Below are 24,528 nucleotides of genomic sequence, written 5' to 3'. Positions count from 1 at the left end.
GGCTCTGATACATTGAAGTTGGTCGGAGTGTAGCAGGAGCAAGGAAGAGTGGTGAAGAGAGACAATAATAATGGTAGATACTAAAAAGCGGCCAGGAAAAGATCTCGATCGTATCGATCGCAACATCCTGAACGAATTACAAAAAGATGGGCGTATTTCAAATGTTGAACTTTCCAAACGGGTCGGCTTATCACCGACGCCTTGTCTGGAACGGGTGCGCCGTCTGGAGCGACAGGGTTTTATTAATGGCTATACCGCGCTGCTGAACCCGCATTATCTGGACGCCTCACTGCTGGTTTTTGTGGAGATAACGCTAAATCGCGGTGCGCCCGATGTCTTTGAACAGTTTAATTCAGCAGTGCAAAAGCTTGAAGAGATTCAGGAGTGTCATCTGGTTTCCGGTGATTTTGACTACCTGTTGAAAACCCGCGTACCGGATATGTCTGCCTATCGTAAACTGTTGGGCGAGACGCTGCTTCGACTACCGGGCGTGAACGACACCCGCACCTATGTGGTGATGGAAGAAGTTAAACAGAGCAATCGTCTGGTCATTAAGACCCGATAATTGCATGGGTGCAAAACCCGATAAATTCAGCTACACTCCTGTGAATTTATACAGTTTCAGCGCCGGGCTTTTCTCGGCGCTTTGTCATAACCTTTTACAGGCCCCTGGAGAGACTCTTGAGCCAGGAATATACAGAAGATAAAGTCATTACCCTGAGGAAACTCAGCGGTACCCGCCGTTTACTTGAAGCGATCTTGATCGTTGTGGCTCTCTTTGCCGTTTATCTCGGCGTCGCGTTGCTCAGTTTCAGCCCGTCCGATCCCAGTTGGTCCCAAACCGCCTGGCATGAGCCTATCCATAACTTGGGCGGAGTGGCGGGCGCCTGGCTGGCAGATACCCTGTTCTTCATTTTTGGCGTGCTGGCTTATGCCATTCCGCCGATTATGCTGTGCCTGTGCTGGTCGGCTTTTCGTCAGCGCGATAATCAAAATACGGTCGACTACTTTACCTTTTCGTTACGCCTCATCGGTACGCTGGCGTTAATTCTTACTTCGTGCGGTTTGGCCGCGTTGAATATTGACGATCTCTACTATTTCGCATCCGGCGGCGTATTGGGCAGTTTGTTAAGCAGTGCCATGACGCCTCGATTCAATAGCATGGGGGCGACGCTGATTTTACTGTGCGTCTGGGCTGCGGGGCTGACGCTGTTTACCGGCTGGTCGTGGCTGACTATTGCGGAAAAAATAGGTTCAGCCGTGTTAGGTTGCCTGACGTTTATGTCTAATCGTTCACGTAAGGATAACGAGCCGGAAGCGTTATCGCCGGACGATGCCGATCATTGGGAAAATTTGCCTGCAACGGCAACGGCAACGGCAACGTCGGCGGAGAGTGACGACGATGTGTTACTCTCCGCGCCTTCGATGACCGATGCCGCCTCGCAGGATCGGCAGGCAGAACCGCCACTGTCTGCGCCAGGGGCGTCCCAAACGATGGCCGGGCAGCATGCCGACGCGGCGGAACCGGTGCAACCTGTCGTTTCGCAGCAGATTGATGCCGCTTCAACGCTCAATCCGCCGTTGTATTCTTTTGAAGTCCCTGATTCCGCGATGTCTGCCCATGACAGCAATGCTGATGCTTATCATCCCCACGGCAGTGCGGATACGCCGCCTATCGCACAGCCGCTGGTCGAACATCCCATCGATCGGGCGCCCCGCGTAACGCCGTCCGCCGCATCGGAAAACGCGGATACGGTATTCAAGGCCAATAATACGTTTATGCCGGCTTTCGGTGCGGATGAAGATGATAACCCGCAGGTCAAACAGGGCGTTGGGCCCGAATTACCCCGACCCAATCCGGTTCGTATTCCCACTCGCCGTGAACTGGCCTCCTATGGCATTAAATTGCCATCACAGCGGTTAGCCGAACAGCAGGCCAGGGTGTCGCAAACGCAAAGCGATACGGCCGCGACTTCACTGCATGATGAAGTGACGCAGGACGATATCGCCCGTCAGGAAGCGGCGTTACAACAGGAATATATTGAGCAGCAGCGTCAGCGCTATGGCGAAGGGTATCCTTTGCAGGAAGAAGATGAAGACGCATTAATGCAGGCTCAACTGGCGAAAGATTTTGCCGCCCAGCAACAGACGCGTTATGACATGGAAGATGAGCAGCGGTCGGAGAAGCATGAACCGACGCTGGATCGTGCCGCATTATCCGATCTGTCCTCCGGCAATCCGATATTCGGCTTTTCTCCTTTGGCTGATTTGGTCGATGACGGTCCCAGCGAACCTCTGTTTACGCCGCTGGAGTCGACGACGGCAAATGCTCATGCGAGTCACGATGTTGCGCCGGCGCGAAACGTTAACGAAACGGCCAACCCGCATCAGCCCGTTCAGACGGGCTCGTCGGCGGATAGCGATGTTTCCTCACAGGATGGGCAGGCGCCTGCGGCTCGTCAATCGATCATGGATAGCCTGATTCATCCATTCTTAGTGCGCAACGATCAACCTTTGCAAAAGCCGACAACACCGTTGCCCACGCTGGATTTGCTGACACCGCCGCCTGCGAGCGAAGCGCCGGTGGATAATTTTGCGCTTGAGCAAACCGCGCGCCTGATTGAGGCTCGCCTGAGTGATTATCGGGTAAAAGCCGAGGTCGTCGATCACTATCCCGGCCCGGTCATTACCCGCTTTGAACTGGATTTGGCGCCGGGGGTGAAAGCGGCTCGAATTTCCAACCTGTCACGCGATTTGGCGCGTTCGCTGTCGGTTGTCGCCGTGCGTATCGTCGAGGTTATTCCAGGCAAGCCCTATGTGGGGTTGGAGTTGCCCAACAAGCATCGTCAAACCGTTTATCTGCGGGAAGTGCTGGATTGCGCCAAGTTCCGGGATAATCCTTCGCCGTTGGCCATTGTGCTGGGTAAGGATATCGCCGGACAGCCCGTGGTGGCCGATCTGGCGAAGATGCCTCATTTACTGGTGGCCGGTACGACCGGTTCCGGTAAATCAGTCGGTGTCAACGCGATGATTATCAGCATGCTGTATAAGGCGACGCCGGAAGAGGTGCGCTTTATCATGATCGATCCGAAGATGCTGGAACTGTCTGTCTATGAAGGTATTCCGCATCTGTTGACGGAAGTCGTCACTGATATGAAAGATGCCGCTAACGCATTACGCTGGTGCGTTGGTGAAATGGAACGCCGTTACAAGCTGATGTCGGCACTGGGTGTCCGTAACCTTGCCGGTTATAACGAGCGGGTGATGGAAGCCAATGCCATGGGCCGTCCGATTCCCGATCCGTTCTGGAAGCCGACCGACAATATGGATATGACGCCGCCGGTTCTGGAAAAACTGCCATATATCGTTGTTATGGTGGATGAATTTGCTGATTTGATGATGGCGGTGGGCAAGAAGGTGGAAGAGCTGATCGCCCGTCTGGCACAGAAAGCCCGTGCTGCGGGTATTCATCTGGTGTTGGCGACTCAGCGTCCTTCCGTGGATGTGATCACCGGCCTGATTAAGGCCAATATTCCGACCCGTATCGCATTTACGGTATCCAGTAAGATCGATTCACGGACCATTCTTGATCAGGGCGGCGCGGAATCGCTGCTGGGGATGGGGGATATGCTGTATATGGCGCCCAACTCATCAATACCGGTGCGTGTGCACGGCGCTTTCGTTCGCGATCAGGAAGTTCATGCCGTGGTTCAGGATTGGAAAGCCCGCGGACGACCACAATATATTGATAATATCGTCAGCGGTGGTGACGATGGCGAAGGGGGCAGCCTTGGGCTGGATGGGGATGAGGATCTCGATCCGCTGTTTGATCAGGCCGTCGCCTTTGTTGTGGATAAACGCAGAGCCTCTATTTCCGGCGTACAGCGCCAATTCCGTATCGGTTATAACCGTGCCGCGCGCATAGTGGAGCAGATGGAGGCGCAAGGTATCGTCAGTTCACCCGGACATAACGGCAACCGTGAAGTGCTGGCGCCGCCGCCGATGGAGTAAAACGAATAAGGGCTGCATGTGCAGCCCTTATGCAAAGAAGCGTAAACGCCGCAATTAGCAGACAATTCGCCTATCGTTGTTTGAGTGGGTTCAGCTAGAGTATTGACTACGCAGCGAGTCTGATTTCTTCACGGCAATTGCCGTGATGTCAGTAAATTCAAAGGATTTTTGTATGATGAAGAAATGGTTAGTCGCCTGTTGTCTGGTGTCGGGAATAACATCGACAGCGGTGTATGCTGATGCCGCCAGTGATTTGCAAAGCCGGCTCAGCAAGGTGAACAGTTTTCATGCCAGCTTCAGCCAGACGGTAACGAGCGCAGATGGAACCGCGGTGCAGGAAGGCGAGGGCGAATTGTGGTTGAAACGGCCTAATTTGTTCAATTGGCAAACAACATCGCCGGATGAAAGCGTGCTGGTTTCCGATGGTAAAACGCTCTGGTTTTACAACCCGTTTGTTGAACAGGTGACCGCTACCTGGTTAAAAGATGCGACGGGGAATACGCCATTTATGCTGATCGCCCGCAACGACGCCAGTGACTGGCGCAGATATGAGGTGAAGCAGAAAGGCGATGATTTTGAACTCACGCCGAAATCAGCCAATGGCAATCTTAAGCAATTTGCCATCAGCGTGACGAGCAACGGCACTATCAGGCAGTTCATCGCCACCGAGCAGGACGGACAACGCAGTACCTATGTGCTGAAGAATCAGCAAAATAGCGTGGTTGATTCAGCAAAATTTACGTTTACTCCGCCGCAAGGCGTGGCGTTGGACGATCAACGTCAGTGAGGTCCAGGTGAGTACTCTGTCACTTGATTTTTCCAGTAATGAGTTCCAGCCGTTGGCCGCCCGTATGCGGCCGGCAACGCTGGAGCAGTATATTGGGCAACAGCATATTCTGGGCGCCGGCAAACCGTTGCCGAGAGCGATTGTGGCCGGACAGCTGCACTCCATGATTCTATGGGGGCCGCCAGGTACCGGGAAAACGACGCTGGCGGAATTAATCGGCCATTACGGGCAGGCTGACGTTGAGCGTATTTCGGCGGTAACGTCAGGGATAAAAGAGATCCGCGAGGCCATCGAACGGGCGCGGCAAAATCGCCATGCAGGCCGGCGAACGATTTTGTTTGTCGATGAAGTCCACCGTTTCAATAAAAGCCAGCAAGATGCGTTTTTACCGCATGTCGAAGACGGCACGATCACTTTTATCGGCGCCACGACCGAAAACCCTTCATTCGAACTCAATTCCGCACTGTTGTCGCGCGCTCGTGTCTATTTATTGAAGGCGCTGACTGCGGAAGATATTGAACAAGTGCTGCAGCAGGCGATGAATGACAGCCAGCGGGGATACGGCGGACAGAATATCGTCTTGCCTGACGAAACCCGGCGTATGCTGGCTGAGCTGGTTAATGGCGATGCGCGCAGGGCTCTGAACAGCCTCGAAATGATGGCCGATATGGCTGAGATCGACGCGCAAGGCATTCGCACGCTGACGCCGGAGCTGCTTAAGGAAGTGTCTGGCGAGCGCAGCGCTCGTTTTGATAACAAAGGCGACCGCTATTACGATCTGATCTCGGCGCTGCATAAGTCGGTGAGGGGGTCTGCGCCAGATGCCGCGCTATATTGGTACGCGCGCATTATTACCGCAGGGGGCGACCCGCTCTACGTCGCCCGTCGTCTGCTGGCTATCGCTTCTGAAGACGTCGGCAATGCGGATCCCCGGGGCATGCAGGTGGCCATTGCCGCCTGGGACTGTTTTACCCGTGTCGGCCCGGCGGAAGGCGAGCGGGCTATTGCTCAGGCTATTGTGTATCTGGCCTGCGCGCCGAAAAGCAATGCCGTATATACGGCGTTTAAAGCCGCTATGCAGGATGCGCGAGATAAGCCCGATTACGATGTCCCGGAACATCTGCGCAATGCGCCGACTCGCTTGATGAAAGAGATGGGGCTGGGCGCAGAATATCGTTATGCCCATGATGAACCCAATGCCTATGCCGCCGGGGAGAACTATTTCCCGTCCGAAATGGCGGAGACGCAATATTACATGCCGTCGGCGCGCGGGCTTGAGGGGAAAATTGGCGAAAAGCTCGCCTGGCTCGCCGCTCAGGATCAAAATAGCCCGACAAAACGCTACCGCTGAACTAAGCGTTGCGGTAAGGTTAGCGGTGACAATTTCTGGCACCCGGCCGCGTTAATAATGCGCCGTGTACGACAATATTTCATTTGATAATCATAAGCACAGGATTAGCATGCTCGATCCCAATTTACTGCGTAATGAGCTCGACGCAGTCGCCGAAAAGCTACAGGCTCGTAGAGGTTTTAAACTGGATGTTGATACCCTGCGTAAGCAGGAAGAACGTCGTAAAGTTTTACAGGTGGAAACCGAAAATCTGCAGGCGGAACGTAATTCCCGATCGAAAGAGATTGGTGCGGCAAAAGCCCGTGGTGAAGATATTGAGCCGTTGCGCCGCGAAGTTAACGTGTTGGGTGAGAGACTGGATGCTGCCAAGTCGGAGCTGGATCAACTGCAAAACGCCATCCGTGAAATAGCGCTGACTATTCCCAATTTGCCCGATGACGTCGTTCCCCTTGGTAAAGATGAAAACGATAACAAAGAGGTCAGCCGCTGGGGCGAACCTCGCACGTTTGACTTCCCGGTACGCGATCATGTGGAACTCGGCGAGATGGCCAATGGGGTTGATTTTGCCGCCGGTGCGAAGCTGGCCGGCGCCCGTTTTGTCGTCATGAAAGGGCAAATTGCGCGCCTGCATCGTGCAATTTCTCAATTTATGCTGGATCTGCATACGCAACAGCATGGCTATCAGGAAGCGTATGTGCCTTATCTGGTTAACCATGAGACCCTGTATGGTACCGGTCAGTTGCCGAAATTCGGCGAAGATCTGTTTCATACCAAGCCGTTAAGTGAAGAGGCGGACACCAGCAACTATGCTTTGATTCCCACGGCTGAAGTTCCTCTGACTAACCTGGTGCGTGACGAAATTCTGGACGATGAGTCATTACCGCTGAAAATGACCGCCCATACGCCATGCTTCCGTTCAGAAGCGGGGTCTTATGGTCGTGATACCCGTGGTTTGATTCGTATGCACCAGTTTGACAAAGTTGAGCTGGTACAGATTGTTCGGCCTGAAGATTCCATGCAGGCGCTGGAAGAGTTAACTTCTCATGCTGAAACCGTATTGCAGTTGCTGAAGTTGCCGTATCGTAAGGTATTGCTGTGTACGGGAGATATGGGATTCGGTTCCTGTAAAACTTATGACCTGGAAGTCTGGTTGCCGGCGCAGAATACCTATCGTGAGATCTCTTCCTGTTCCAACATGTGGGACTTCCAGGCTCGACGTATGCAGGCGCGTTGCCGCAGTAAGGGCGATAAGAAAACCCGCCTGGTGCATACATTGAATGGTTCAGGGTTGGCAGTCGGCCGTACGCTGGTTGCCGTGCTGGAAAACTATCAGTTGGCGGATGGCCGGATTGAAGTGCCTGAAGTGCTGCGTCCATATATGGGCGGACTGGAATTTATTGGTTGATTCAGTTAAGTTTTAAGCATTATGAAAAAGCGCCTGGTGGCGCTTTTTTTATGCGGAAATACGGTAATATTTTTTAATCAAGAACGTTCTTTTTTCAGGCCTCTGCCGTCGCTTAAATGTTATTCCTTTAGCTAAATCTATTTAAAATCATTGGGGTAGCTATTACCTCGGTCCCTTGATTATCCATTAGTTGCTTTGTTCGATTAATTATTTAAATCAATGAAAAAATAAGCATCATTTGCTCATATTACCCGGATTGACTTTTAAATACGCAGTGGCATGATGCGCTCATTCTTTTCTGGTTGTTTGGTTATCCATTTCATTATGTCTGCTTACTCTCGCCCAGTGCTTTTATTGCTCTGCGGCCTTTTGCTGCTGACTATTTGTATTGCCGTATTGAATACACTGGTGCCAATTTGGCTGAGTTATCAGCAGCTTCCTACCTGGCAGGTAGGGCTTGTCGGGTCGTCTTATTTCGGCGGGAATCTGGTTGGGACATTGTTTGCCGGTAAATTAATCAGGCATTATGGATTTAATCGCAGTTATTATTTTGCCGCATTATTATTTGGCATAGCCACTATTGGGCTGGGTATTTCTGTCGATTTATGGAGCTGGCTATTCTGGCGTTTTCTGGCCGGGGTGGGTTGCGCATTAATTTGGGTTGTGGTTGAAAGCGCATTGCTTTGCAGTGGTTCATCCGCCCATAGAGGTCAGCTATTGGCCTCATATATGATGGCCTACTATTTTGGCAGCGTGATGGGGCAGTTGCTGCTTGGTATGGTGTCGACAGAGTTGTTGAACGTCTTACCCTGGGCTGTGGCATTGATTATTCTGGGCGTGTTCCCTCTGCTGTTTGCGCATATTCCCGCGCCAATAAAACAAGAGCACAAGGCTAATATTTGGAAGATGCTGAAATACCGTCATGCCCGGTTAGGGGTTCATGGCTGTGTGATTTCCGGCGTCATCCTGGGATCGTTGTACGGGTTAATGCCGCTGTATTTTTCTCATCAGGGGATGAGCGATGCCGGGGTCGGGTACTGGATGGCGTTGCTGATTAGCGCAGGTATTGTTGGACAGTGGCCGGTCGGCCGCATGGCTGACCGGTATGGCCGTCTGCTGGTTCTGCGGGTGCTGACTTTTGCCGTGATTGTCGGTTGTCTCGCCATGTTGAGTGCTAGTCGCTATGCCATGGTTCCGGGCCTGTTTATGTTGGGATGCGCCGGTTTTACGCTATACCCTGTCGCGATGTCATGGGCCTGCGAAAAAGTGCGCCCTGACGAGCTGGTTGCCATGAATCAGGCGCTATTGCTGAGTTATACGCTGGGGAGTCTGAGTGGTCCCAGCTTGGCGGCGATATTGATGCAAACGTATTCCGATCGCCTGCTGTTTGTCCTTATCGCCGTGGTGTCGTTGTGCTATTTGGTCATATTGTTGAAGAAGGCCGATCATCATCCAAAGCCACTGGCGACAGCCTAAGTCTACAATGACAAACAGGCCGGAGTTTCCTCTGGCCTGCTCATTTCATCACGGCGTTTTACGGTGTTCTGTCACGGACGTGTTATCGCACGCTTGAATCAATACATTACCTTGTGTCCGTATCCTTCAAGGATCGATTTTACGCGATCCATTGTCTCGGCTTTTGGCGGTTTGACACCATCCAGTTTGTACTCTTCACCCATCGCTATCCACTTATGTTTACCCAGTTCGTGATAGGGGAGGAGTTCGATTTTTTCGACATTCGACATATTTTGGGTGAATTCGCCGAGCATATGGGCGGATTTGTCGTCATCGGACCAGCCGGGAACGACGACGTAACGTATCCAGGTGCGTATGTTACGCTTCGCCAGATAACGGGCAAAGTCGAGGGTTCGATGGTTAGATACGCCAACCAGGTTTTGATGGATATCATCATTCATCTGCTTCAGGTCGAGCATGACCAAATCGGTGACGTCCAAAAGCTCATCAATCACCGGCTCATAGCGGCGAACAAACCCGTTGGTATCCAGACAGGTATTGATCCCTTCCGCATGGCAGGCACGAAACCAATCACGGACAAATTCGGCTTGCAGAATCGCTTCCCCACCGGATGCGGTGACGCCACCACCCGATGCGTTCATGAAGTGGCGATAAGTCACGACCTCTTTCATTAATTCCTCAACCGTAATTTCCTTTCCGGCATGAGTATCCCAGGTGTCTCGGTTATGGCAATACAGGCAGCGCATCAGGCAGCCTTGAAAGAAAACGATAAAGCGGATGCCCGGGCCATCTACAGTACCGCAGGATTCAAAAGAGTGGATGCGACCAGTTACAGACATTGCAGGGTTTTCTCCAGGTTTGACCGAACAATAGCGGTCTTTGTAAGCGCAGTCATAAGCGAACAGACGGCGTGTCTGTCACAACGGTGATAGAACACACATGGTATGGCTAATGCTGCGAATCTATTTTGCCAGTCATCCAGCATCGCGTTGAGATAGATAGGTGGCTGGCAAAACAGATTTTAATGCTACGATTTGGCGTTACGCGGGGCGAGAAAAAGGCCCCACACGCGTGGAGCCTTTATTTTACGCCTTTTCAAACAGTCAGGGAAATTAGATTGACTGAGTGAAAGTACGGGTAATTACATCCTGCTGCTGTTCTTTAGTCAGCGAGTTGAAGCGCACTGCGTAACCAGATACACGGATGGTCAACTGCGGATATTTTTCCGGGTTTTCCATGGCATCAAGCAGCATTTCACGGTTCATTACGTTGACGTTCAGATGCTGACCACCTTCAATGTTGGCAGTTTCATGATGGAAATAACCATCCATCAGGCCGGCAAGGTTGGCTTTACGAACATCGTCATCTTTACCCAGCGCATTCGGTACGATAGAGAAGGTGTAAGAGATACCATCTTTCGCGTAGGCGAACGGCAGTTTCGCAACGGAAGTCAGAGAGGCGACAGCGCCTTTCTGGTCACGACCGTGCATCGGGTTGGCACCAGGACCGAACGGCGCGCCAGCACGGCGTCCATCAGGCGTGTTACCGGTTTTCTTACCGTATACCACGTTGGAAGTGATGGTAAGAACGGACTGAGTCGGTACGGCGTTGCGGTAGGTATGCAGCTTCTGAATTTTCTTCATGAAGCGTTCAACCAGGTCGCATGCCAGTTCATCAACGCGTGGGTCGTTGTTACCGAACTGCGGATATTCGCCTTCGATGTCAAAGTCGATAGCCAGGCCGTCTTCGTCACGGATTGGTTTAACTTTGGCATATTTGATGGCGGACAGGGAGTCGGCAGCAACGGACAGACCGGCGATACCACAAGCCATTGTACGGTATACATCACGATCGTGCAGCGCCATCAGCACGGCTTCGTAGCTGTATTTGTCATGCATATAGTGAATGACGTTCAGCGCGGTGACGTACTGTTTGGCCAGCCAATCCATGAAGTGATCCATGCGTTCCAGAACTTCGTCGAAGTTCAGGTATTCGCTCTTGATCGGTTCGGATTTCGGACCAACCTGCATCTTCATTTTTTCATCCACGCCGCCGTTGATAGCATACAGCATGGTTTTAGCCAGGTTGGCACGGGCGCCGAAGAACTGCATTTGTTTACCCACAACCATCGGGCTAACGCAGCAGGCAATCGCGTAATCGTCGCTGTTGAAGTCCGGACGCATCAGATCATCGTTTTCATATTGCAGAGAAGATGTATCGATGGAGACTTTCGCCGCGAATTTTTTGAAGTTCAGCGGCAGTTTTTCCGACCACAGGATAGTGATGTTCGGTTCCGGAGACGGCCCCATGGTGTACAGGGTGTTCAGGAAGCGGAAGCTGTTTTTGGTAACCAGCGTACGACCATCCAGACCCATACCACCCAGAGATTCGGTCGCCCAAATCGGGTCGCCGGAGAACAGTTCATCATATTCAGGAGTACGCAGGAAACGAACCATACGCAGTTTCATGACCAGGTGGTCAATCAGTTCCTGAGCTTGTTCTTCATTGATTTTGCCAGCGGCCAGGTCACGTTCGATGTAAATATCCAGGAATGTGGATACACGACCGAAGGACATGGCGGCGCCGTTCTGGGATTTCACCGCGGCCAGGTAGCCGAAGTAAGTCCACTGTACCGCTTCCTGAGCGTTGGTCGCCGGGCGAGAAATGTCACAACCGTATTTGGCAGCCATTTCTTTTAGCTGGCCAAGTGCGCGATGTTGTTCAGCGATTTCTTCACGCAGACGGATAGTGCCTTCCAGATCTTCACCGCTTTCCAGGTCCGGTTGCAGAGAAGCGAACTGAGCGAATTTATCTTTCATCAGGTAGTCGATACCGTACAGCGCAACGCGACGGTAGTCACCGATGATACGACCACGGCCGTAGGCGTCCGGCAGACCGGTCAGCACGCCGGATTTACGGCAGCGCAGGATGTCCGGAGTATAAACGTCGAATACGCCCTGGTTATGGGTTTTACGATATTCGGTAAAGATTTTTTTAATGGAAGGGTCCAGCTCGCGGTCATACGCTTTGCAGGAACTTTCAATCATTTTGATCCCGCCGAATGGGATCAGCGCACGCTTCAACGGAGCATCGGTCTGCAGACCAACGATTTTTTCCAGGCTCTTATTGATGTAGCCCGCATCGTGGGAGGTGATGGTTGATGCCAGGTTGGTATCAAAATCAACCGGTGCATGGGTGCGGTTTTCCAGCTTGACGCCTTCCATGACTTTATCCCACAGCTCAGTCGTTGCTGCGGTAGCGTCAGCCAAGAAGGATTCGTCACCTTCATACGGCGTATAGTTTTTCTGAATGAAGTCACGAACGTTAACTCCATCCTGCCATTCACCTTTGCTAAAGCCTTGCCATGCGCTGGCCAGTTTTTCATTCAGATCGGTCATTTTACACCTACCTTTGATATGGATTTTTTAAAATCCGACGTTGCGGCTGATTGCACGTTAATGCTTGTCTCCGCCGCGTAAATAAATTACCCAGTATGTTAAACCTACAAGAAAGCCACCGCCAATAATGTTTCCTATCGTAACTGGAATCAGATTATCGCTGATAAAATGGCTAATAGTTAAATGTTCAAACTGAGAGGGCGCCATCCCAACGGCCTGCCAAAATTCGGGGGTGGCGAAATTTTTGATGACTATGCCCATCGGGATCATGAACATGTTGGCGATGCTGTGTTCAAAACCGCTGGCGACAAACATGCCGACCGGAAGAATCATCGCGAACATTTTGTCTGTCAGACTATGGCCGGAATAACTCATCCACACGGCTAGGCATACCATCAGGTTGGCTAAAATCCCCAGACAAAGCGCTTCAACAAAAGTATGTTCAAGCTTGTGTTCCGCGGTTTGCAGAATGTTGAGTCCCCATGCGCCATTGGCGACCATATGTTCGCCGGAGAACCAAATCAGCGCAACAAAGAAAAGCGCGCCGATCAGATTACCGATATACACGTTAATCCAATTAAAGGCTAGCTGCTTCCAGGTGATGCGTCCACTGGCTTTGGCGATGACGGTCAGTACGGTGGAAGTAAATAAATCCGCTCCACAAACGACAACCAACATCAATCCCAGTGAGAAGCAAATACCACCGATGAGTTTGGCAATACCAAAAGGTATCGTTGCCGTGCCGGTGGTGGCGGTAATATAAAAGACAAAAGCAATCGAGATAAAAACACCCGCGGTGATCGCCAGATAAAACGTTACCCACGGTTTTTTTGTTGCTTTATAGACGCCGGCATCTTCGGCAACTTTCGCCATTGCGGCCGGTAATAGCAGAGTGAAGGGGTTGTCAGCTTTCACACTAACTCTCTCTTAAAATTTATCAGCGTCGAGATACTAACAAAGCGGTATAAAGCAAAATTTGACGTGGATCATATTGCGCGAAACTAACACCGGTGTACAGCCGTGTAAAGTCCGGGTTTGTGTGGTTATCTTGTTGATTTTTATAATAAAAAATATTTTAAAGTTTACAAAAATATTTGAATAACCAGGTGTTTTCATCCTGATTTGGCGTTAATAAATATCATGCCTTGTATAATTTAAGTACGCTACTTTTAATGTAATTTAACTAAATATTCACCATTTAACAACAAAGTGATTTCGTTTTAGTTAATTTGACGGGAAATATTAATTTTCAAACAACAATAACCCTTGTTTTTAAAAGGGTTATTGTTGCGCTTAATTTGAAAAATAAAAATAGTGTCGCGCCGTAATGGGGTGAAAACCGCGAAGCGAATATTCTAGGTCTTTACCGTGTCGCCATCAGCATTATTTTGCTGGCCAGTAGCGACTTTTCGCGCGTTGCAGCTTCTCATACGCAGCCAGCAATGCGCGATGGGCGGGGAGCGCGGTGAATGCATCATCAACGGTGAATAGCCCATGAAAGGCTTGTTCCCCGGCGATCGCCGCACTGGCGGCGTCTACGGTTTCACGTCCGTACATTTTGACGAAAGCATCATAATACCCGGCAGGATCGCGCTCCTGTTCCAGCGCCAGTTGTAACAACGTTTGCAGACAGCGGTAGTAATTACTGCGTTGCGCGCTAAAGATCGAGTCGTTGAAATCCAGAGTCCATTCCGCCCAGCTTAATGCCTGCTCCAAATCGCCGCCGGCCAGCGCCAGCATTGATTTCAACTCGCCAATGCGCAGAGTGAACCAGCCGTTATCTTTACCCGTGGCGATGCCAAGCAGCTCTCGTACCCGGGTAAAGTCATCAAAACCTTCGTCATCCAGTTGCCGCAACAGGGCGAGATACTCTTCTTTTTCCCATTGGCTATCCGGCAGCGCTAGCAGCGTTTCACGCAGATGAGCGCCCATGCTGTTATTGGCCAACAGCAGATCTTCCGCGGGATAAATATCCGACATACCGGGAACCAGAATACGGCAGGCGTAAACGGACAGATGCTGATAGTCGGCAATGTACACTTCTTTATCTTCCTGTTGGAAAATAGCCATCAGCGTGGCAAATTCCTCTTCCGTGGTGCCGCTGAAATCCCAGTCCACAAACGCATAATCGGCCTGGTTCTTAAACATATCCCAGGAGATCAGACCGCTGGAGTCGATAAAATGGGTTTCCAGATTGGCATGCTCCGCGACTTCCTCATCGTCAAACGTCGGCGGGGTAAAAACATCCAGATCTTTCAGCCCGCGGCCTTGCAGAAGTTCCGTTACCGTACGCTCAAGCGCCACGCCAAAGTCTGGGTGCGCACCAAATGAGGCGAAACAGGTTCCATTTGCCGGATTGAACAGCACAACGCAAATAACCGGATAGCGTCCACCAAGAGAAGCATCGTAAGCGAAGATGGGGAAGCCTTCTTTTTCCAGCGTGGCGATGGCTTCGACCACGCCTGGATAGCGGTTTAACACCGTTTGCGGAATGTCCGGCAGGCTGATTGACTCAGCAATAATGCGGTTTTTGACGCTGCGTTCAAAGACTTCGGATAATCCCTGAACTCGCGCCTCATTGGCCGTATTGCCGGCGGACATGCCGTTGGACACATACAGATTGCCGATGATGTTCATCGGAATATAGACCGTCTGTAAATCGGACTGGCGGATAAAAGGCAATGCGCAGATCCCTCGATCGGCGTTACCCGATTGCAGGTCGATTAAATCGCTGGCGCCGAGTTCTTTTTCCGGATCGTAAAATTCACGCAGGCGGGGGTCCAGAATCCCTTCCGGCAGCGAGTTATCAGCCGGCATGGGGAACCACTTTTCATTGGGATAATGAACGAACTCGCTCTGTGCTATGGCTTTTCCGAGGTAAAAATCCGCAAAAAAGTAGTTGGTCGATAAGCGTTCAAAGTATTCCCCCAGGGCGGAAGCCAAAGCCGCTTTCTTGCTGGCGCCTTTACCATTGGTGAAGCAAAGAGGACAGTCACGATCGCGAATGTGGACCGACCAGACGTTAGGCACAGGATTCAACCATGAAGCTTCTTCGATATTAAACCCCAGGTTTTGGAGCTGTTGCTGAAAACGGGCGATGGAGTCTTCCAGGGCGGCGTCTTTGCCTGGGATGAACGTTTGGGTCATGGTCTTCACTTTTGTCTGTTTGAATAAGAGGTGCATGATACGGGCTTTTTAACGCGGACTCTATTCATTCTGTAACAGATTGATAACATAGGATGAGATGCAACCTATCAACAGTCGTTTTGTGGGGCAAAACGCAATAAGCATTGCAGCCATAAGTGTCGAGTGATAAAACCGATACTAGACTAAAACAGTGTGTCTTGAACCATTGTGATAAAATAATCGCTATTTCTGAGATGTGGTGAGGGGAAATGACTCAGGTTTTTAATTTTAGCGCCGGTCCAGCAATGCTGCCGGTTGAAGTATTACGTCGGGCTGAACAGGAACTGTGCAATTGGCATGGCCTGGGTACATCGGTAATGGAAATCAGCCACCGCAGTAAAGAATTTATGCAGGTCGCTACCGAATCTGAGCAGGATTTGCGCGATTTGCTGAAAGTCCCTGCCAATTACAAAGTGCTTTTCTGTCATGGCGGCGCCCGCGCGCAGTTTGCGGCGGTACCGCTTAATTTGTTGGGAGATAAAACGCAGGCTGACTATATCGACGGCGGTTATTGGGCGCACAGCGCCGTTAAAGAAGCGGAAAAATACTGTACCCCGAATGTCGTGGATGTGAAAACGCGCGTAGATGGCCTGCGCAGCGCAAAACCGATGCGCGAGTGGGTATTGTCCGATGATTCCGCATTCGTTCATTACTGCCCCAATGAAACCATTGATGGTTTGGCGATCGAAGAAGAACCCGATTTCGGCGACAAAATCGTGGTGGCCGACTTCTCTTCCAGTATCTTATCCCGCCCCATTGATGTGAGTCGTTATGGCGTGATCTATGCCGGCGCGCAGAAAAACATTGGTCCCGCAGGGCTGACGCTGGTTATCGTGCGCGAGGATTTGCTGGGTAAAGCGCGTCGTGAATTGCCTTCGATCCTTGATTATCAGATTCTGGCTGACAATGGCTCCATGTTTAACACCCCACCGACCTTTGCCTGGTATCTGTCAGGTATGGTGTTTAAATGGTTGAAAGAGCAAGGCGGCCTGGTTGAAATGGAAAAACGCAACCAGGATAAGGCTAATCTGCTTTATAGCGCCATTGATGACAGCGGCTTCTATAGCAACGATGTGGCCGTGACCAATCGCTCCCGTATGAATGTGCCTTTCCTGCTGGCGAACGCTGAGCTGGATAAGGTCTTCCTGGAAGAGGCTCAGGCCGCTGGTTTGCACGCGCTGAAAGGACACCGTGCCGTGGGCGGTATGCGCGCTTCTATCTATAACGCCATGCCGTTGGAAGGCGTTAAGGCACTGACTGAATTCATGGCGGACTTCGAACGTCGTCACGGATAATGGTTTGCCGTAAAAAATCGGTTATGGTTAATTGATGAAGAAACCCCGGTATAACCGGGGTTTCTGTGTTCACGTTTGGAGAATAAGTTTCACATGCAGGAATCCCTGACCCTACAGCCGGTTAAATTGATTAACGGCACGATCAACCTCCCTGGTTCAAAAAGCGTATCGAATCGTGCGCTATTGCTGGCAGCCCTGGCTGAAGGAACGACGCGGCTGACGAATTTGCTGGACAGCGATGACGTTCGCCATATGCTGAATGCGCTGCAGGCGATGGGTGTGACTTATCACCTCTCTACCAGCCGTACTCAGTGTGAAATTATCGGTTTGGGCGGCGCATTAAAAGCTCTGAAGCCTTTAGAGCTGTTTCTGGGAAATGCCGGAACGGCCATGCGTCCGCTGGCGGCGGCGCTATGTTTGACCAAAGGCGATATCATTCTGACGGGAGAACCCCGGATGAAAGAACGTCCTATTGGCCACCTGGTTGATTCCTTGCGCCAGGGCGGCGCAAAAGTGGATTACCTGGAACAGGAAAACTATCCGCCGTTACGTTTACAGGGCGGGTTTCAGGGCGGTGAAATCAGCGTTGATGGCAGCGTATCCAGCCAGTTTCTGACCGCGCTATTGATGGCCACGCCTCTGGCTCCCCAGGATAGCCATATCCGTATTCAGGGTGAGCTGGTTTCCAAACCCTATATCGATATCACATTGAACATGATGAAAACGTTTGGTATCGAGGTGCGCAACGACAATTACCAGCAGTTTTACGTATCTGGCCGTCAGCAATACCGTTCGCCGGGAGATTATCTGGTGGAGGGGGATGCGTCTTCGGCGTCTTATTTTCTGGCTGCGGGCGCGATCCGCGGCGGCACGATTCGCGTTACCGGCGTTGGTCGTTCAAGCGTTCAGGGCGATATTCGTTTTGCCGATGTGTTGGAGCAAATGGGGGCGAAGATCCGCTGGGGCGATGACTATATTGAATGCCAGCGTGGCGAACTTCACGCGATTGATATGGATATGAACCACATTCCTGATGCCGCCATGACGATCGCGACGACGGCGCTGTTTGCAACGGGTGGCGCCACTACGTTGCGGAATATTTATAACTGGCGGGTAAAAGAGACCGATCGTCTTACCGCGATGGCGACGGAATTGCGCAAAGTGGGGGCGGAAGTTGAAGAAGGGGAAGATTATATTCGCATCACGCCACCCGCCCATCTGAAATCCGCGGCAATCGACACCTATAACGATCACCGTATGGCGATGTGTTTTTCACTGGTGGCATTGTCGGATACGCCGATCACCATCATGGATCCAAAGTGCACCGCGAAAACCTTCCCGGATTATTTTGAACAGCTTGCCCGGCTGAGCGAACGGGCGTAGTCATTTCGTCATGCAAGGCACGGTGTGAACCGTGCCTTCAGCGCTCAAAATCAGTTCTCTACCATCAGGCATTTTCTTAATTTTTCCTTTTCAGTCCGGCATTAATATAACGTTTCCCGCCGTTGATGCGTATAATGAAGCATCGTAATGTCGCGAATGACATTAGCGGAATTCCTTATGTATAGGAGAGAGAAATGACGGTGACTGCACCGGTAATAACGGTTGACGGACCGAGTGGCGCGGGTAAAGGTACGTTATGTAAGGCGTTGGCGGAGGCATTAGGGTGGAATCTGCTGGATTCCGGGGCGATTTATCGTGTTCTGGCGCTGGCGGCTTTACACCATCAGGTGGATATTCTTTCAGAAGAAGCGCTGGTTCCTCTGGCCTCCCACCTGGATGTACGTTTTATTTCTGATGACAGACAGTTAAAGGTGATTTTAGAAGGTGAGGACGTCAGTAACGAGATCCGCACCGAAGACGTAGGCATGACGGCTTCGCAGGCGGCGGCTTTTCCCCGCGTTCGCGAAGCATTATTACGGCGGCAGCGCGCATTTCGCGAAGCGCCGGGGCTGATTGCCGACGGGCGTGATATGGGAACGGTGGTATTTCCCGATGCGCCGGTAAAGATTTTCCTGGATGCGAGCGCGGAGGAACGCGCGCAGAGACGCATGCTGCAGTTGCAAGAGAAGGGCTTTAGTGTTAACTTTGAACGTCTTTTATCTGAGATAAGAGAGCGTGATGACCGCGATCGCAATCGCCCCGTCGCGCCTTTGGTGCCGGCAGCCGATGCGCTGGTGCTGGACTCGACAGAAATGACAATCGACGAAGTGATTGCGCGAGCGCTGGCGTATTCCCGCGAAGTGCTTGTGTAAGCACATATAAACCAATGAATTTTTACCTTGCTGTAAGGATGAACAGCGAGGCATGTTAAACAACCCCATCGAGCAGGACGCCAGATGGACGTTAAATTGAAGACTCCTAAGATTATCAACATGACAGAATCTTTTGCTCAACTCTTTGAAGAATCCCTGAAAGAAATCGAAACCCGTCCTGGTTCCATCGTTCGTGGTGTTGTTGTTGCTATTGATAAAGATGTTGTACTGGTTGACGCCGGTTTGAAATCTGAATCAGCTATTCCGGTAGAGCAATTCAAAAATGCCCAGGGCGAACTGGAAATCCAGGTTGGTGATGAAGTAGACGTAGCTCTGGACGCTGTCGAAGATGGCTTCGGTGAAACGCTGCTGTCTCGTGAAAAAGCTAAACGCCATGAAGCATGGTTGATGCTGGAAAAAGCTTACGAAGAAGCTGCGACTGTTACCGGTGTTATCAACGGTAAAGTTAAAGGCGGTTTCACCGTTGAGCTGAACGGCATTCGTGCGTTCCTGCCAGGTTCTCTGGTTGACGTTCGCCCGGTTCGTGACACGCTGCATCTGGAAGGCAAAGAGCTTGAGTTCAAAGTTATCAAGCTGGATCAGAAACGCAACAACGTTGTGGTTTCCCGCCGTGCGGTTATCGAATCTGAAAACAGCGCTGAACGCGATCAACTGCTGGAAAACCTGCAGGAAGGCATGGAAGTCAAAGGTATCGTTAAGAACCTTACCGACTACGGTGCGTTTGTTGATCTGGGTGGCGTTGACGGCCTGCTGCATATCACTGATATGGCTTGGAAACGTGTTAAACATCCGAGCGAAATCGTCAATGTGGGCGATGAAATCACTGTTAAAGTGCTGAAATTCGACCGCGAGCGTACTCGTGTTTCCCTGGGCCTGAAACAGCTGGGCGAAGATCCATGGGTTGCTATCGCTAAGCGTTACCCGGAAAGCACTCGTCTGACTGGTCGTGTAACCAATCTGACTGATTACGGCTGCTTCGTTGAAATCGAAGAAGGCGTTGAAGGTCTGGTGCACGTTTCAGAAATGGATTGGACCAACAAAAACATCCATCCGTCCAAAGTTGTTAACGTTGGCGATGTAGTGGAAGTTATGGTTCTGGATATCGACGAAGAACGTCGTCGTATCTCTCTGGGTCTGAAACAATGTAAAGCCAATCCGTGGCAGCAATTTGCTGAAACCCACAACAAAGGCGATCGCGTTGAAGGTAAGATCAAGTCCATCACTGACTTCGGTATCTTCATCGGCCTGGACGGCGGCATCGACGGCCTGGTTCACTTGTCTGATATCTCCTGGAACGTTGCCGGCGAAGAAGCCGTTCGCGAATACAAGAAAGGTGATGAAATCGCCGCTGTTGTATTGCAGGTAGATGCAGAACGTGAACGTATCTCTCTGGGCGTGAAGCAACTGGCTGAAGACCCGTTCAATAACTACCTGTCTCTGAACAAGAAAGGTGCTATTGTTACTGGTAAAGTTACTGCTGTTGACGCCAAAGGTGCTACAGTTGAATTAGCAGACGGCGTTGAAGGCTATCTGCGTGCTTCTGAAGCTTCTCGCGACCGCATTGAAGATGCAACGCTGGTATTGAACGTTGGCGACAGCGTTGAAGCAAAATACACCGGTGTTGATCGCAAGAACCGCGTTGTCAGCCTGTCCGTTCGTGCTAAGGACGAAGCAGACGAGAAAGACGCTATCGCTTCTGTTAACAAACAGGAAGATGGTAACTTCTCTAACGCCATGGCTGAAGCTTTCAAAGCAGCAAAAGGCGAGTAATAACGGTGGAGTGGGCAACGCGAGTTGCTCACTCTTGAAACGGTAGTAAGTTATTGTGGTTATTTACCCTAATCCATGCACTTGGAGGAACCATGACCAAGTCTGAACTTATTGAAAGACTTGCTGGACAGCAATCTCATATCCCGGCCAAAGTGGTTGAGGATGCAGTGAAAGAGATGCTTGAGCAGATGGCCACAACATTGGCCGAAGGTGATCGCATTGAGATCCGTGGGTTCGGCAGTTTTTCACTTCACTACCGTGCACCACGCGTTGGTCGTAATCCGAAAACGGGTGAGAAAGTTGAGCTGGAAGGCAAGTATGTCCCTCACTTCAAACCGGGTAAGGAACTGCGCGACCGCGCCAATATCTACGGTTAATTCAACCTTAATCATCAGTTGATAATTACTGTAGTTTTGCTTGCAAGATGATTTGTAGAATGGCACCTGAAAGGTGCCATTTTTTATGCGGGCAACCCTACCTTGGCCCGCCGTCAGCAACGCTGACAATCGCGCTCTGTCTCGATATTACGCCGGCTCACCCAACCACTCGATTGCAAACATGCCTGCGGCGCTAACGGCATCAATGGCGACACATCCTATTTCTTCCCTGATCCGCGGCGCTAAAGCGATAGTCGACAGGCCGGTGCAGGAAAACGCGATGACTTTCGCGCCATCGCGATGGAGTTTTTGCGCACAGGCGAACGCGCTCTCTTTCCCTTGCCGGGTGAGCAAGTCCGTGGTTTGCGTTACGCCATCCGGACGGGCATAGGGGACATCTTCCCCCAATAAGCGGCGAAACGGCGCAGGCGCTTGACTGCCGATACCAATAACCGCAACGGGCAGCCTAAGGTTGGCCGCGATGCGGGCGCAGGCGCTGCCCGCGCTAATTACCGGTATGGAGACGGCCTGGCGAAGTTGCTCCAGACCGGGATCGGCGGCACAGCTGAGAAAGATGGCCTGGCATCCTTCTTGTTGATAAGACTGGCCGAGCGCGATGATTTTAGGGACGGCGATGGCCTCGCTGTTGCGGTCAAAAATGCCGTTATGCTGATCGGGAATACAGCGACTGATGGATTGCAAACCGTATTCCTGTTGTAACAGGCGGCCGTGCTCATCGAGCAGGGAGCGATCCTGCGTGGTGAGTACACGAATAATTCCAAGCGTCATGATGTCCTCTCATATTATAAAGAGTAGCGAGCTTTATAGCCGCAATTCCCCGCAATCCAGCGTTTGCGGCGGCTGTTGCGCCTTAAACAAGGCTGCGGAGTAGGGGCCTTCGAGGCGGATTTTTTTATCGTCAACCACCAGCCAGTCGCCTTCCGGCAGCCCGACGATCGCGATCTCGGGTTGCGCCATCAACAGTTCGGCTAACCGCTGGTTGCGGGTTTCCCCCTGATGTCCATCGGGAAGTTTGTTGGTGTAATGCGGGTTGATCTGGAAGTCGATCAGATTCAGCGCATCAAATCCTTGCGGGTCGATGATGGGCATATCGTTGGTGGTGCAAATCGTAGGGCAGGCAAGATTGGCGCCAGCGCTCCAACCAATATATGCGGCGCCTTGCTGAACGCGTTGGCGGATCGCCGTCAGCAGCTTCCGCTCCCGGCAACACTTCAGCAGATTGAAGGTGTTACCGCCCCCGACGATGATGATATCGGCATCGCGTACCGCCTGTTGCGGATCTTCTGTTGTGTGAACCGGGGTAATGGCGACATCGAGCGTGGATAATGCCTGTTGTACTTTTTTCGTATAGTCATCCCAGCTTATTGTCACACCGGCAAAAGGAATAAACAGCGCATTTTTTCGGTTTTTCGTGATGTTCTGAATAGGGTCCAGCGCATGTTCCAGATAACCTTTTCCCGGTAATGTCCCATTACTGAGCAATAATAGATTCATCAGCTATTTCCTATTGTTAAATTAGCCCGGCGACCAGGCGGGCGATTAGCGCGTTGGACAGTAACACTGGCAAGCCGGTGGCTTCAGCGACCTGTTGCCGGTGCCATTCGGTATAGCCCATGCAGTCCATAATGATGACCTCTGCCTGCTGACTTTTTAATGAGCGCGCCGCCTGCACCAGCTCATCCCGGCTGCCGTCATAGGGAGAGACGGCGGCATAGCGTGGCGGACGTTGCATGTCGCGCCATTTTTCCCCTTCGCTGGCTATCTGTTTTACCAGCGGCACCAGTATACCGGCCTGGCGCTGGCCGATTAGCGTGGCGGCAACCGGGGGCACCAGTCTGTCTGGCTCAATCAGCCAGGCCTGTCGGCAGGCTAGATCATGAAACTCACCGGTACACAGCAGTATGATAAGCGTGCAGCCTTGCTGCTCCAGATCGTCCAGCTTCTGTTGAACCGCCTGATGTACGGCCGTTTTACCGAGAATAACGGCGCTGCCGTCCAGCAAACGGCTGGTCAAAACCGCATCATCCGGCTGTGGCGCGAACTGCCGCTCAATGGCCGCTTTATCTAAACCGTCCAGCACGCCGGCATGAATGCACGGCGTTCCTGCCGGCAGATGCGACTCCAGTATCGGCGTAATATCGGCGCGCGGAGCCTGACCAATCGTCAATGTACCAAGCAGAGGCATCGTCATCTTCCTTATTGGCGTTTTTGCAAATGAGCCAGTGAACCGTAAAGTTCGAGTAGGTGGTCGTATTCCGCCTGATCGAAGAACCGGCAGGTTTTGCGGGTAAATTCTTTGGCGACTTCCACCACGAATTTTGCGGTCGCAGCGATATCGACCTCATGGCTGGCGCCGGTACCGCAGCCTGGAACCGCGCTTTCGGTGGTGATCGCCACGCCGACGACCGGCGCATCGGTCGCAATAGAGGGTTGCAGGATGCTGTTGAGATGGAACACGCCGTTGCCGTAAGGGGTAATATCCTGTGTGGTGATAGGGAAGGTGACGGGCGCTTTGCCGCTGGTCATCTCCATAATGCGCAGTAAATCTTCAGATATACGCAGGATGTAACCCTGTTTCACCGTTGGGGAAATAGCAAAGCCCTTATGGTTGATGATACGGTTGCCTTTGGTGGTATCGATAGACAAGACCGCATCCATTTCAAGCATAACTTCCTGTGCGTTCATCTCTTCGGTATCGACCGGCGAGTCCATAAAGTCTACGGGTTCGTGCGGGCGGGTTGGCGCATCCGGGCAGATGTGCGTTGTGATAATCACATCGCCTGGCAAGGCGTCGCCTTTGGTTTGCATATGGGCCAGCTTTAATGCCGCCGCAATCGCCGTGACGGCGCCGTCAGCGTCGGAAACCAGACCAATACGTTCCGGGCGCGCGCCGATGCCGCCTAGCCGACCGACGATGCCGATCGTCGGCGCCTGGCCGCCTTTGCGTTTACCATTATTGCCGGGAACGATGATTTTGACGAAATCCGTTTTTCCTTTGTCCCCCTTGAATTCCGTCACGCTGACTTCAACGTCCGGATAGGCGGACAGCAGTTCAACGACGGTTTTTCCGCTGGCCGCGGCGCTATCAAGGGCTTCGAATGCTTGTAAGGTTTGAAAAAAACTCATTTTATTCTCTCATCTAATAAGTGTATTCAGGTATAACGTCGTTATATTT

General features: G+C 51.7%; 19 protein-coding genes. 11 read left to right on the top strand and 8 right to left on the bottom strand.

The window, feature by feature from the left end; genetic code table 11:
• Positions 1 to 70 precede the first annotated feature (70 nt).
• From lrp to ACN28R_RS09450, 6 genes are all read left to right on the top strand, one after another.
• Positions 71 to 565 carry a leucine-responsive transcriptional regulator Lrp gene (gene lrp / locus ACN28R_RS09475; RefSeq protein WP_005967536.1) on the top strand — a complete coding sequence of 165 codons (495 nt, stop codon included), beginning with the start codon at positions 71 to 73 and terminating at the stop codon, positions 563 to 565.
• A gap of 116 nt (positions 566 to 681) precedes the next feature.
• Positions 682 to 4,011 carry a DNA translocase FtsK 4TM domain-containing protein gene (locus tag ACN28R_RS09470; protein ID WP_095834241.1) on the top strand — a complete coding sequence of 1,110 codons (3,330 nt, stop codon included), beginning with the start codon at positions 682 to 684 and terminating at the stop codon, positions 4,009 to 4,011.
• 175 nt (positions 4,012 to 4,186) lie between these two features.
• Positions 4,187 to 4,798 (top strand): outer membrane lipoprotein periplasmic chaperone LolA, encoded by a 612-nt coding sequence (lolA, locus tag ACN28R_RS09465; protein ID WP_095835770.1) that lies wholly within the window; start codon positions 4,187 to 4,189, stop codon positions 4,796 to 4,798.
• 7 nt (positions 4,799 to 4,805) lie between these two features.
• Positions 4,806 to 6,149 carry a replication-associated recombination protein A gene (locus ACN28R_RS09460; protein WP_095834240.1) on the top strand — a complete coding sequence of 448 codons (1,344 nt, stop codon included), beginning with the start codon at positions 4,806 to 4,808 and terminating at the stop codon, positions 6,147 to 6,149.
• A 109-nt stretch (positions 6,150 to 6,258) separates the two neighbouring features.
• Positions 6,259 to 7,554 carry a serine--tRNA ligase gene (gene serS / locus ACN28R_RS09455; RefSeq protein ID WP_048639220.1) on the top strand — a complete coding sequence of 432 codons (1,296 nt, stop codon included), beginning with the start codon at positions 6,259 to 6,261 and terminating at the stop codon, positions 7,552 to 7,554.
• A 324-nt stretch (positions 7,555 to 7,878) separates the two neighbouring features.
• A complete protein-coding gene (locus ACN28R_RS09450; RefSeq protein ID WP_095835769.1) occupies positions 7,879 to 9,030 on the top strand; it encodes an MFS transporter in 1,152 nt (383 codons plus the stop codon).
• Between the two features lie 98 nt (positions 9,031 to 9,128).
• On the opposite strand, the gene pflA is transcribed toward ACN28R_RS09450, so the two are convergent.
• The 4 genes from pflA to ycaO form a co-directional block, all read right to left on the bottom strand.
• On the bottom strand, positions 9,129 to 9,869 hold the full coding sequence (pflA, locus tag ACN28R_RS09445; protein WP_048639219.1) for a pyruvate formate lyase 1-activating protein: 741 nt from the start codon (positions 9,867 to 9,869) through the stop codon (positions 9,129 to 9,131).
• A gap of 273 nt (positions 9,870 to 10,142) precedes the next feature.
• Positions 10,143 to 12,428 carry a formate C-acetyltransferase gene (gene pflB, locus ACN28R_RS09440; RefSeq protein WP_095834239.1) on the bottom strand — a complete coding sequence of 762 codons (2,286 nt, stop codon included), beginning with the start codon at positions 12,426 to 12,428 and terminating at the stop codon, positions 10,143 to 10,145.
• A gap of 57 nt (positions 12,429 to 12,485) precedes the next feature.
• Positions 12,486 to 13,343 carry a formate transporter FocA gene (gene focA / locus ACN28R_RS09435; protein ID WP_048639217.1) on the bottom strand — a complete coding sequence of 286 codons (858 nt, stop codon included), beginning with the start codon at positions 13,341 to 13,343 and terminating at the stop codon, positions 12,486 to 12,488.
• Positions 13,344 to 13,811: 468 nt separating this feature from the next.
• On the bottom strand, positions 13,812 to 15,575 hold the full coding sequence (gene ycaO, locus ACN28R_RS09430; protein ID WP_048639979.1) for a 30S ribosomal protein S12 methylthiotransferase accessory factor YcaO: 1,764 nt from the start codon (positions 15,573 to 15,575) through the stop codon (positions 13,812 to 13,814).
• 248 nt (positions 15,576 to 15,823) lie between these two features.
• Here ycaO and serC point away from each other — a divergent pair, with 248 nt between their 5' ends.
• The 5 genes from serC to ihfB all read left to right on the top strand — a co-directional run bounded on the left by serC (position 15,824) and on the right by ihfB (position 21,332).
• Positions 15,824 to 16,909, top strand: coding sequence for a 3-phosphoserine/phosphohydroxythreonine transaminase (gene serC, locus ACN28R_RS09425; protein ID WP_048639216.1), 1,086 nt, complete (start codon positions 15,824 to 15,826; stop codon positions 16,907 to 16,909).
• A 93-nt stretch (positions 16,910 to 17,002) separates the two neighbouring features.
• A complete protein-coding gene (gene aroA, locus ACN28R_RS09420) occupies positions 17,003 to 18,292 on the top strand; it encodes a 3-phosphoshikimate 1-carboxyvinyltransferase (RefSeq protein WP_048639215.1) in 1,290 nt (429 codons plus the stop codon).
• Between the two features lie 194 nt (positions 18,293 to 18,486).
• Positions 18,487 to 19,164, top strand: coding sequence for a (d)CMP kinase (gene cmk / locus ACN28R_RS09415; RefSeq protein ID WP_048639214.1), 678 nt, complete (start codon positions 18,487 to 18,489; stop codon positions 19,162 to 19,164).
• An 84-nt stretch (positions 19,165 to 19,248) separates the two neighbouring features.
• Positions 19,249 to 20,955 carry a 30S ribosomal protein S1 gene (gene rpsA, locus ACN28R_RS09410; RefSeq protein WP_308198086.1) on the top strand — a complete coding sequence of 569 codons (1,707 nt, stop codon included), beginning with the start codon at positions 19,249 to 19,251 and terminating at the stop codon, positions 20,953 to 20,955.
• A 92-nt stretch (positions 20,956 to 21,047) separates the two neighbouring features.
• Positions 21,048 to 21,332 (top strand): integration host factor subunit beta, encoded by a 285-nt coding sequence (ihfB, locus tag ACN28R_RS09405; protein ID WP_048639213.1) that lies wholly within the window; start codon positions 21,048 to 21,050, stop codon positions 21,330 to 21,332.
• Between the two features lie 147 nt (positions 21,333 to 21,479).
• On the opposite strand, the gene ACN28R_RS09400 is transcribed toward ihfB, so the two are convergent.
• The 4 genes from ACN28R_RS09400 to ACN28R_RS09385 are packed head-to-tail and all read right to left on the bottom strand — an operon-like array spanning position 21,480 to position 24,479.
• The gene (locus ACN28R_RS09400) at positions 21,480 to 22,121 is read right to left on the bottom strand and encodes an aspartate/glutamate racemase family protein (protein WP_095834238.1); all 642 of its coding nucleotides are present in this window, start codon (positions 22,119 to 22,121) and stop codon (positions 21,480 to 21,482) included.
• Between the two features lie 33 nt (positions 22,122 to 22,154).
• A complete protein-coding gene (gene pepE / locus ACN28R_RS09395) occupies positions 22,155 to 22,847 on the bottom strand; it encodes a dipeptidase PepE (RefSeq protein WP_095834237.1) in 693 nt (230 codons plus the stop codon).
• Between the two features lie 16 nt (positions 22,848 to 22,863).
• On the bottom strand, positions 22,864 to 23,538 hold the full coding sequence (locus ACN28R_RS09390) for an AroM family protein (protein WP_236840209.1): 675 nt from the start codon (positions 23,536 to 23,538) through the stop codon (positions 22,864 to 22,866).
• Between the two features lie 11 nt (positions 23,539 to 23,549).
• Complete coding sequence (locus tag ACN28R_RS09385; RefSeq protein WP_095834235.1) at positions 23,550 to 24,479, bottom strand: DUF1177 domain-containing protein; 930 nt, start codon at positions 24,477 to 24,479, stop codon at positions 23,550 to 23,552.
• Positions 24,480 to 24,528: the final 49 nt, after the last annotated feature.

This window comes from Brenneria goodwinii, assembly GCF_002291445.1.
GTDB classification, from domain to species: domain Bacteria; phylum Pseudomonadota; class Gammaproteobacteria; order Enterobacterales; family Enterobacteriaceae; genus Brenneria; species Brenneria goodwinii.
Note: the sequence above shows the minus strand (reverse complement) of the source record. Positions and strands in the feature narration are given on the sequence as shown.

Coding starts and splice junctions, on each gene's coding strand:
- ihfB (WP_048639213.1), top strand. CDS start 21,048: ATGACCAAGTCTGAACTTATTGAAAGACTTGCTGGACAGCAATCTCAT.
- aroA (WP_048639215.1), top strand. CDS start 17,003: ATGCAGGAATCCCTGACCCTACAGCCGGTTAAATTGATTAACGGCACG.
- rpsA (WP_308198086.1), top strand. CDS start 19,249: ATGGACGTTAAATTGAAGACTCCTAAGATTATCAACATGACAGAATCT.
- lrp (WP_005967536.1), top strand. CDS start 71: ATGGTAGATACTAAAAAGCGGCCAGGAAAAGATCTCGATCGTATCGAT.
- serC (WP_048639216.1), top strand. CDS start 15,824: ATGACTCAGGTTTTTAATTTTAGCGCCGGTCCAGCAATGCTGCCGGTT.
- ACN28R_RS09400 (WP_095834238.1), bottom strand. CDS start 22,121: ATGACGCTTGGAATTATTCGTGTACTCACCACGCAGGATCGCTCCCTG.
- pflB (WP_095834239.1), bottom strand. CDS start 12,428: ATGACCGATCTGAATGAAAAACTGGCCAGCGCATGGCAAGGCTTTAGC.
- pflA (WP_048639219.1), bottom strand. CDS start 9,869: ATGTCTGTAACTGGTCGCATCCACTCTTTTGAATCCTGCGGTACTGTA.
- ACN28R_RS09390 (WP_236840209.1), bottom strand. CDS start 23,538: ATGCCTCTGCTTGGTACATTGACGATTGGTCAGGCTCCGCGCGCCGAT.
- cmk (WP_048639214.1), top strand. CDS start 18,487: ATGACGGTGACTGCACCGGTAATAACGGTTGACGGACCGAGTGGCGCG.
- ACN28R_RS09450 (WP_095835769.1), top strand. CDS start 7,879: ATGTCTGCTTACTCTCGCCCAGTGCTTTTATTGCTCTGCGGCCTTTTG.
- pepE (WP_095834237.1), bottom strand. CDS start 22,847: ATGAATCTATTATTGCTCAGTAATGGGACATTACCGGGAAAAGGTTAT.
- ACN28R_RS09385 (WP_095834235.1), bottom strand. CDS start 24,479: ATGAGTTTTTTTCAAACCTTACAAGCATTCGAAGCCCTTGATAGCGCC.
- serS (WP_048639220.1), top strand. CDS start 6,259: ATGCTCGATCCCAATTTACTGCGTAATGAGCTCGACGCAGTCGCCGAA.
- ycaO (WP_048639979.1), bottom strand. CDS start 15,575: ATGACCCAAACGTTCATCCCAGGCAAAGACGCCGCCCTGGAAGACTCC.
- lolA (WP_095835770.1), top strand. CDS start 4,187: ATGAAGAAATGGTTAGTCGCCTGTTGTCTGGTGTCGGGAATAACATCG.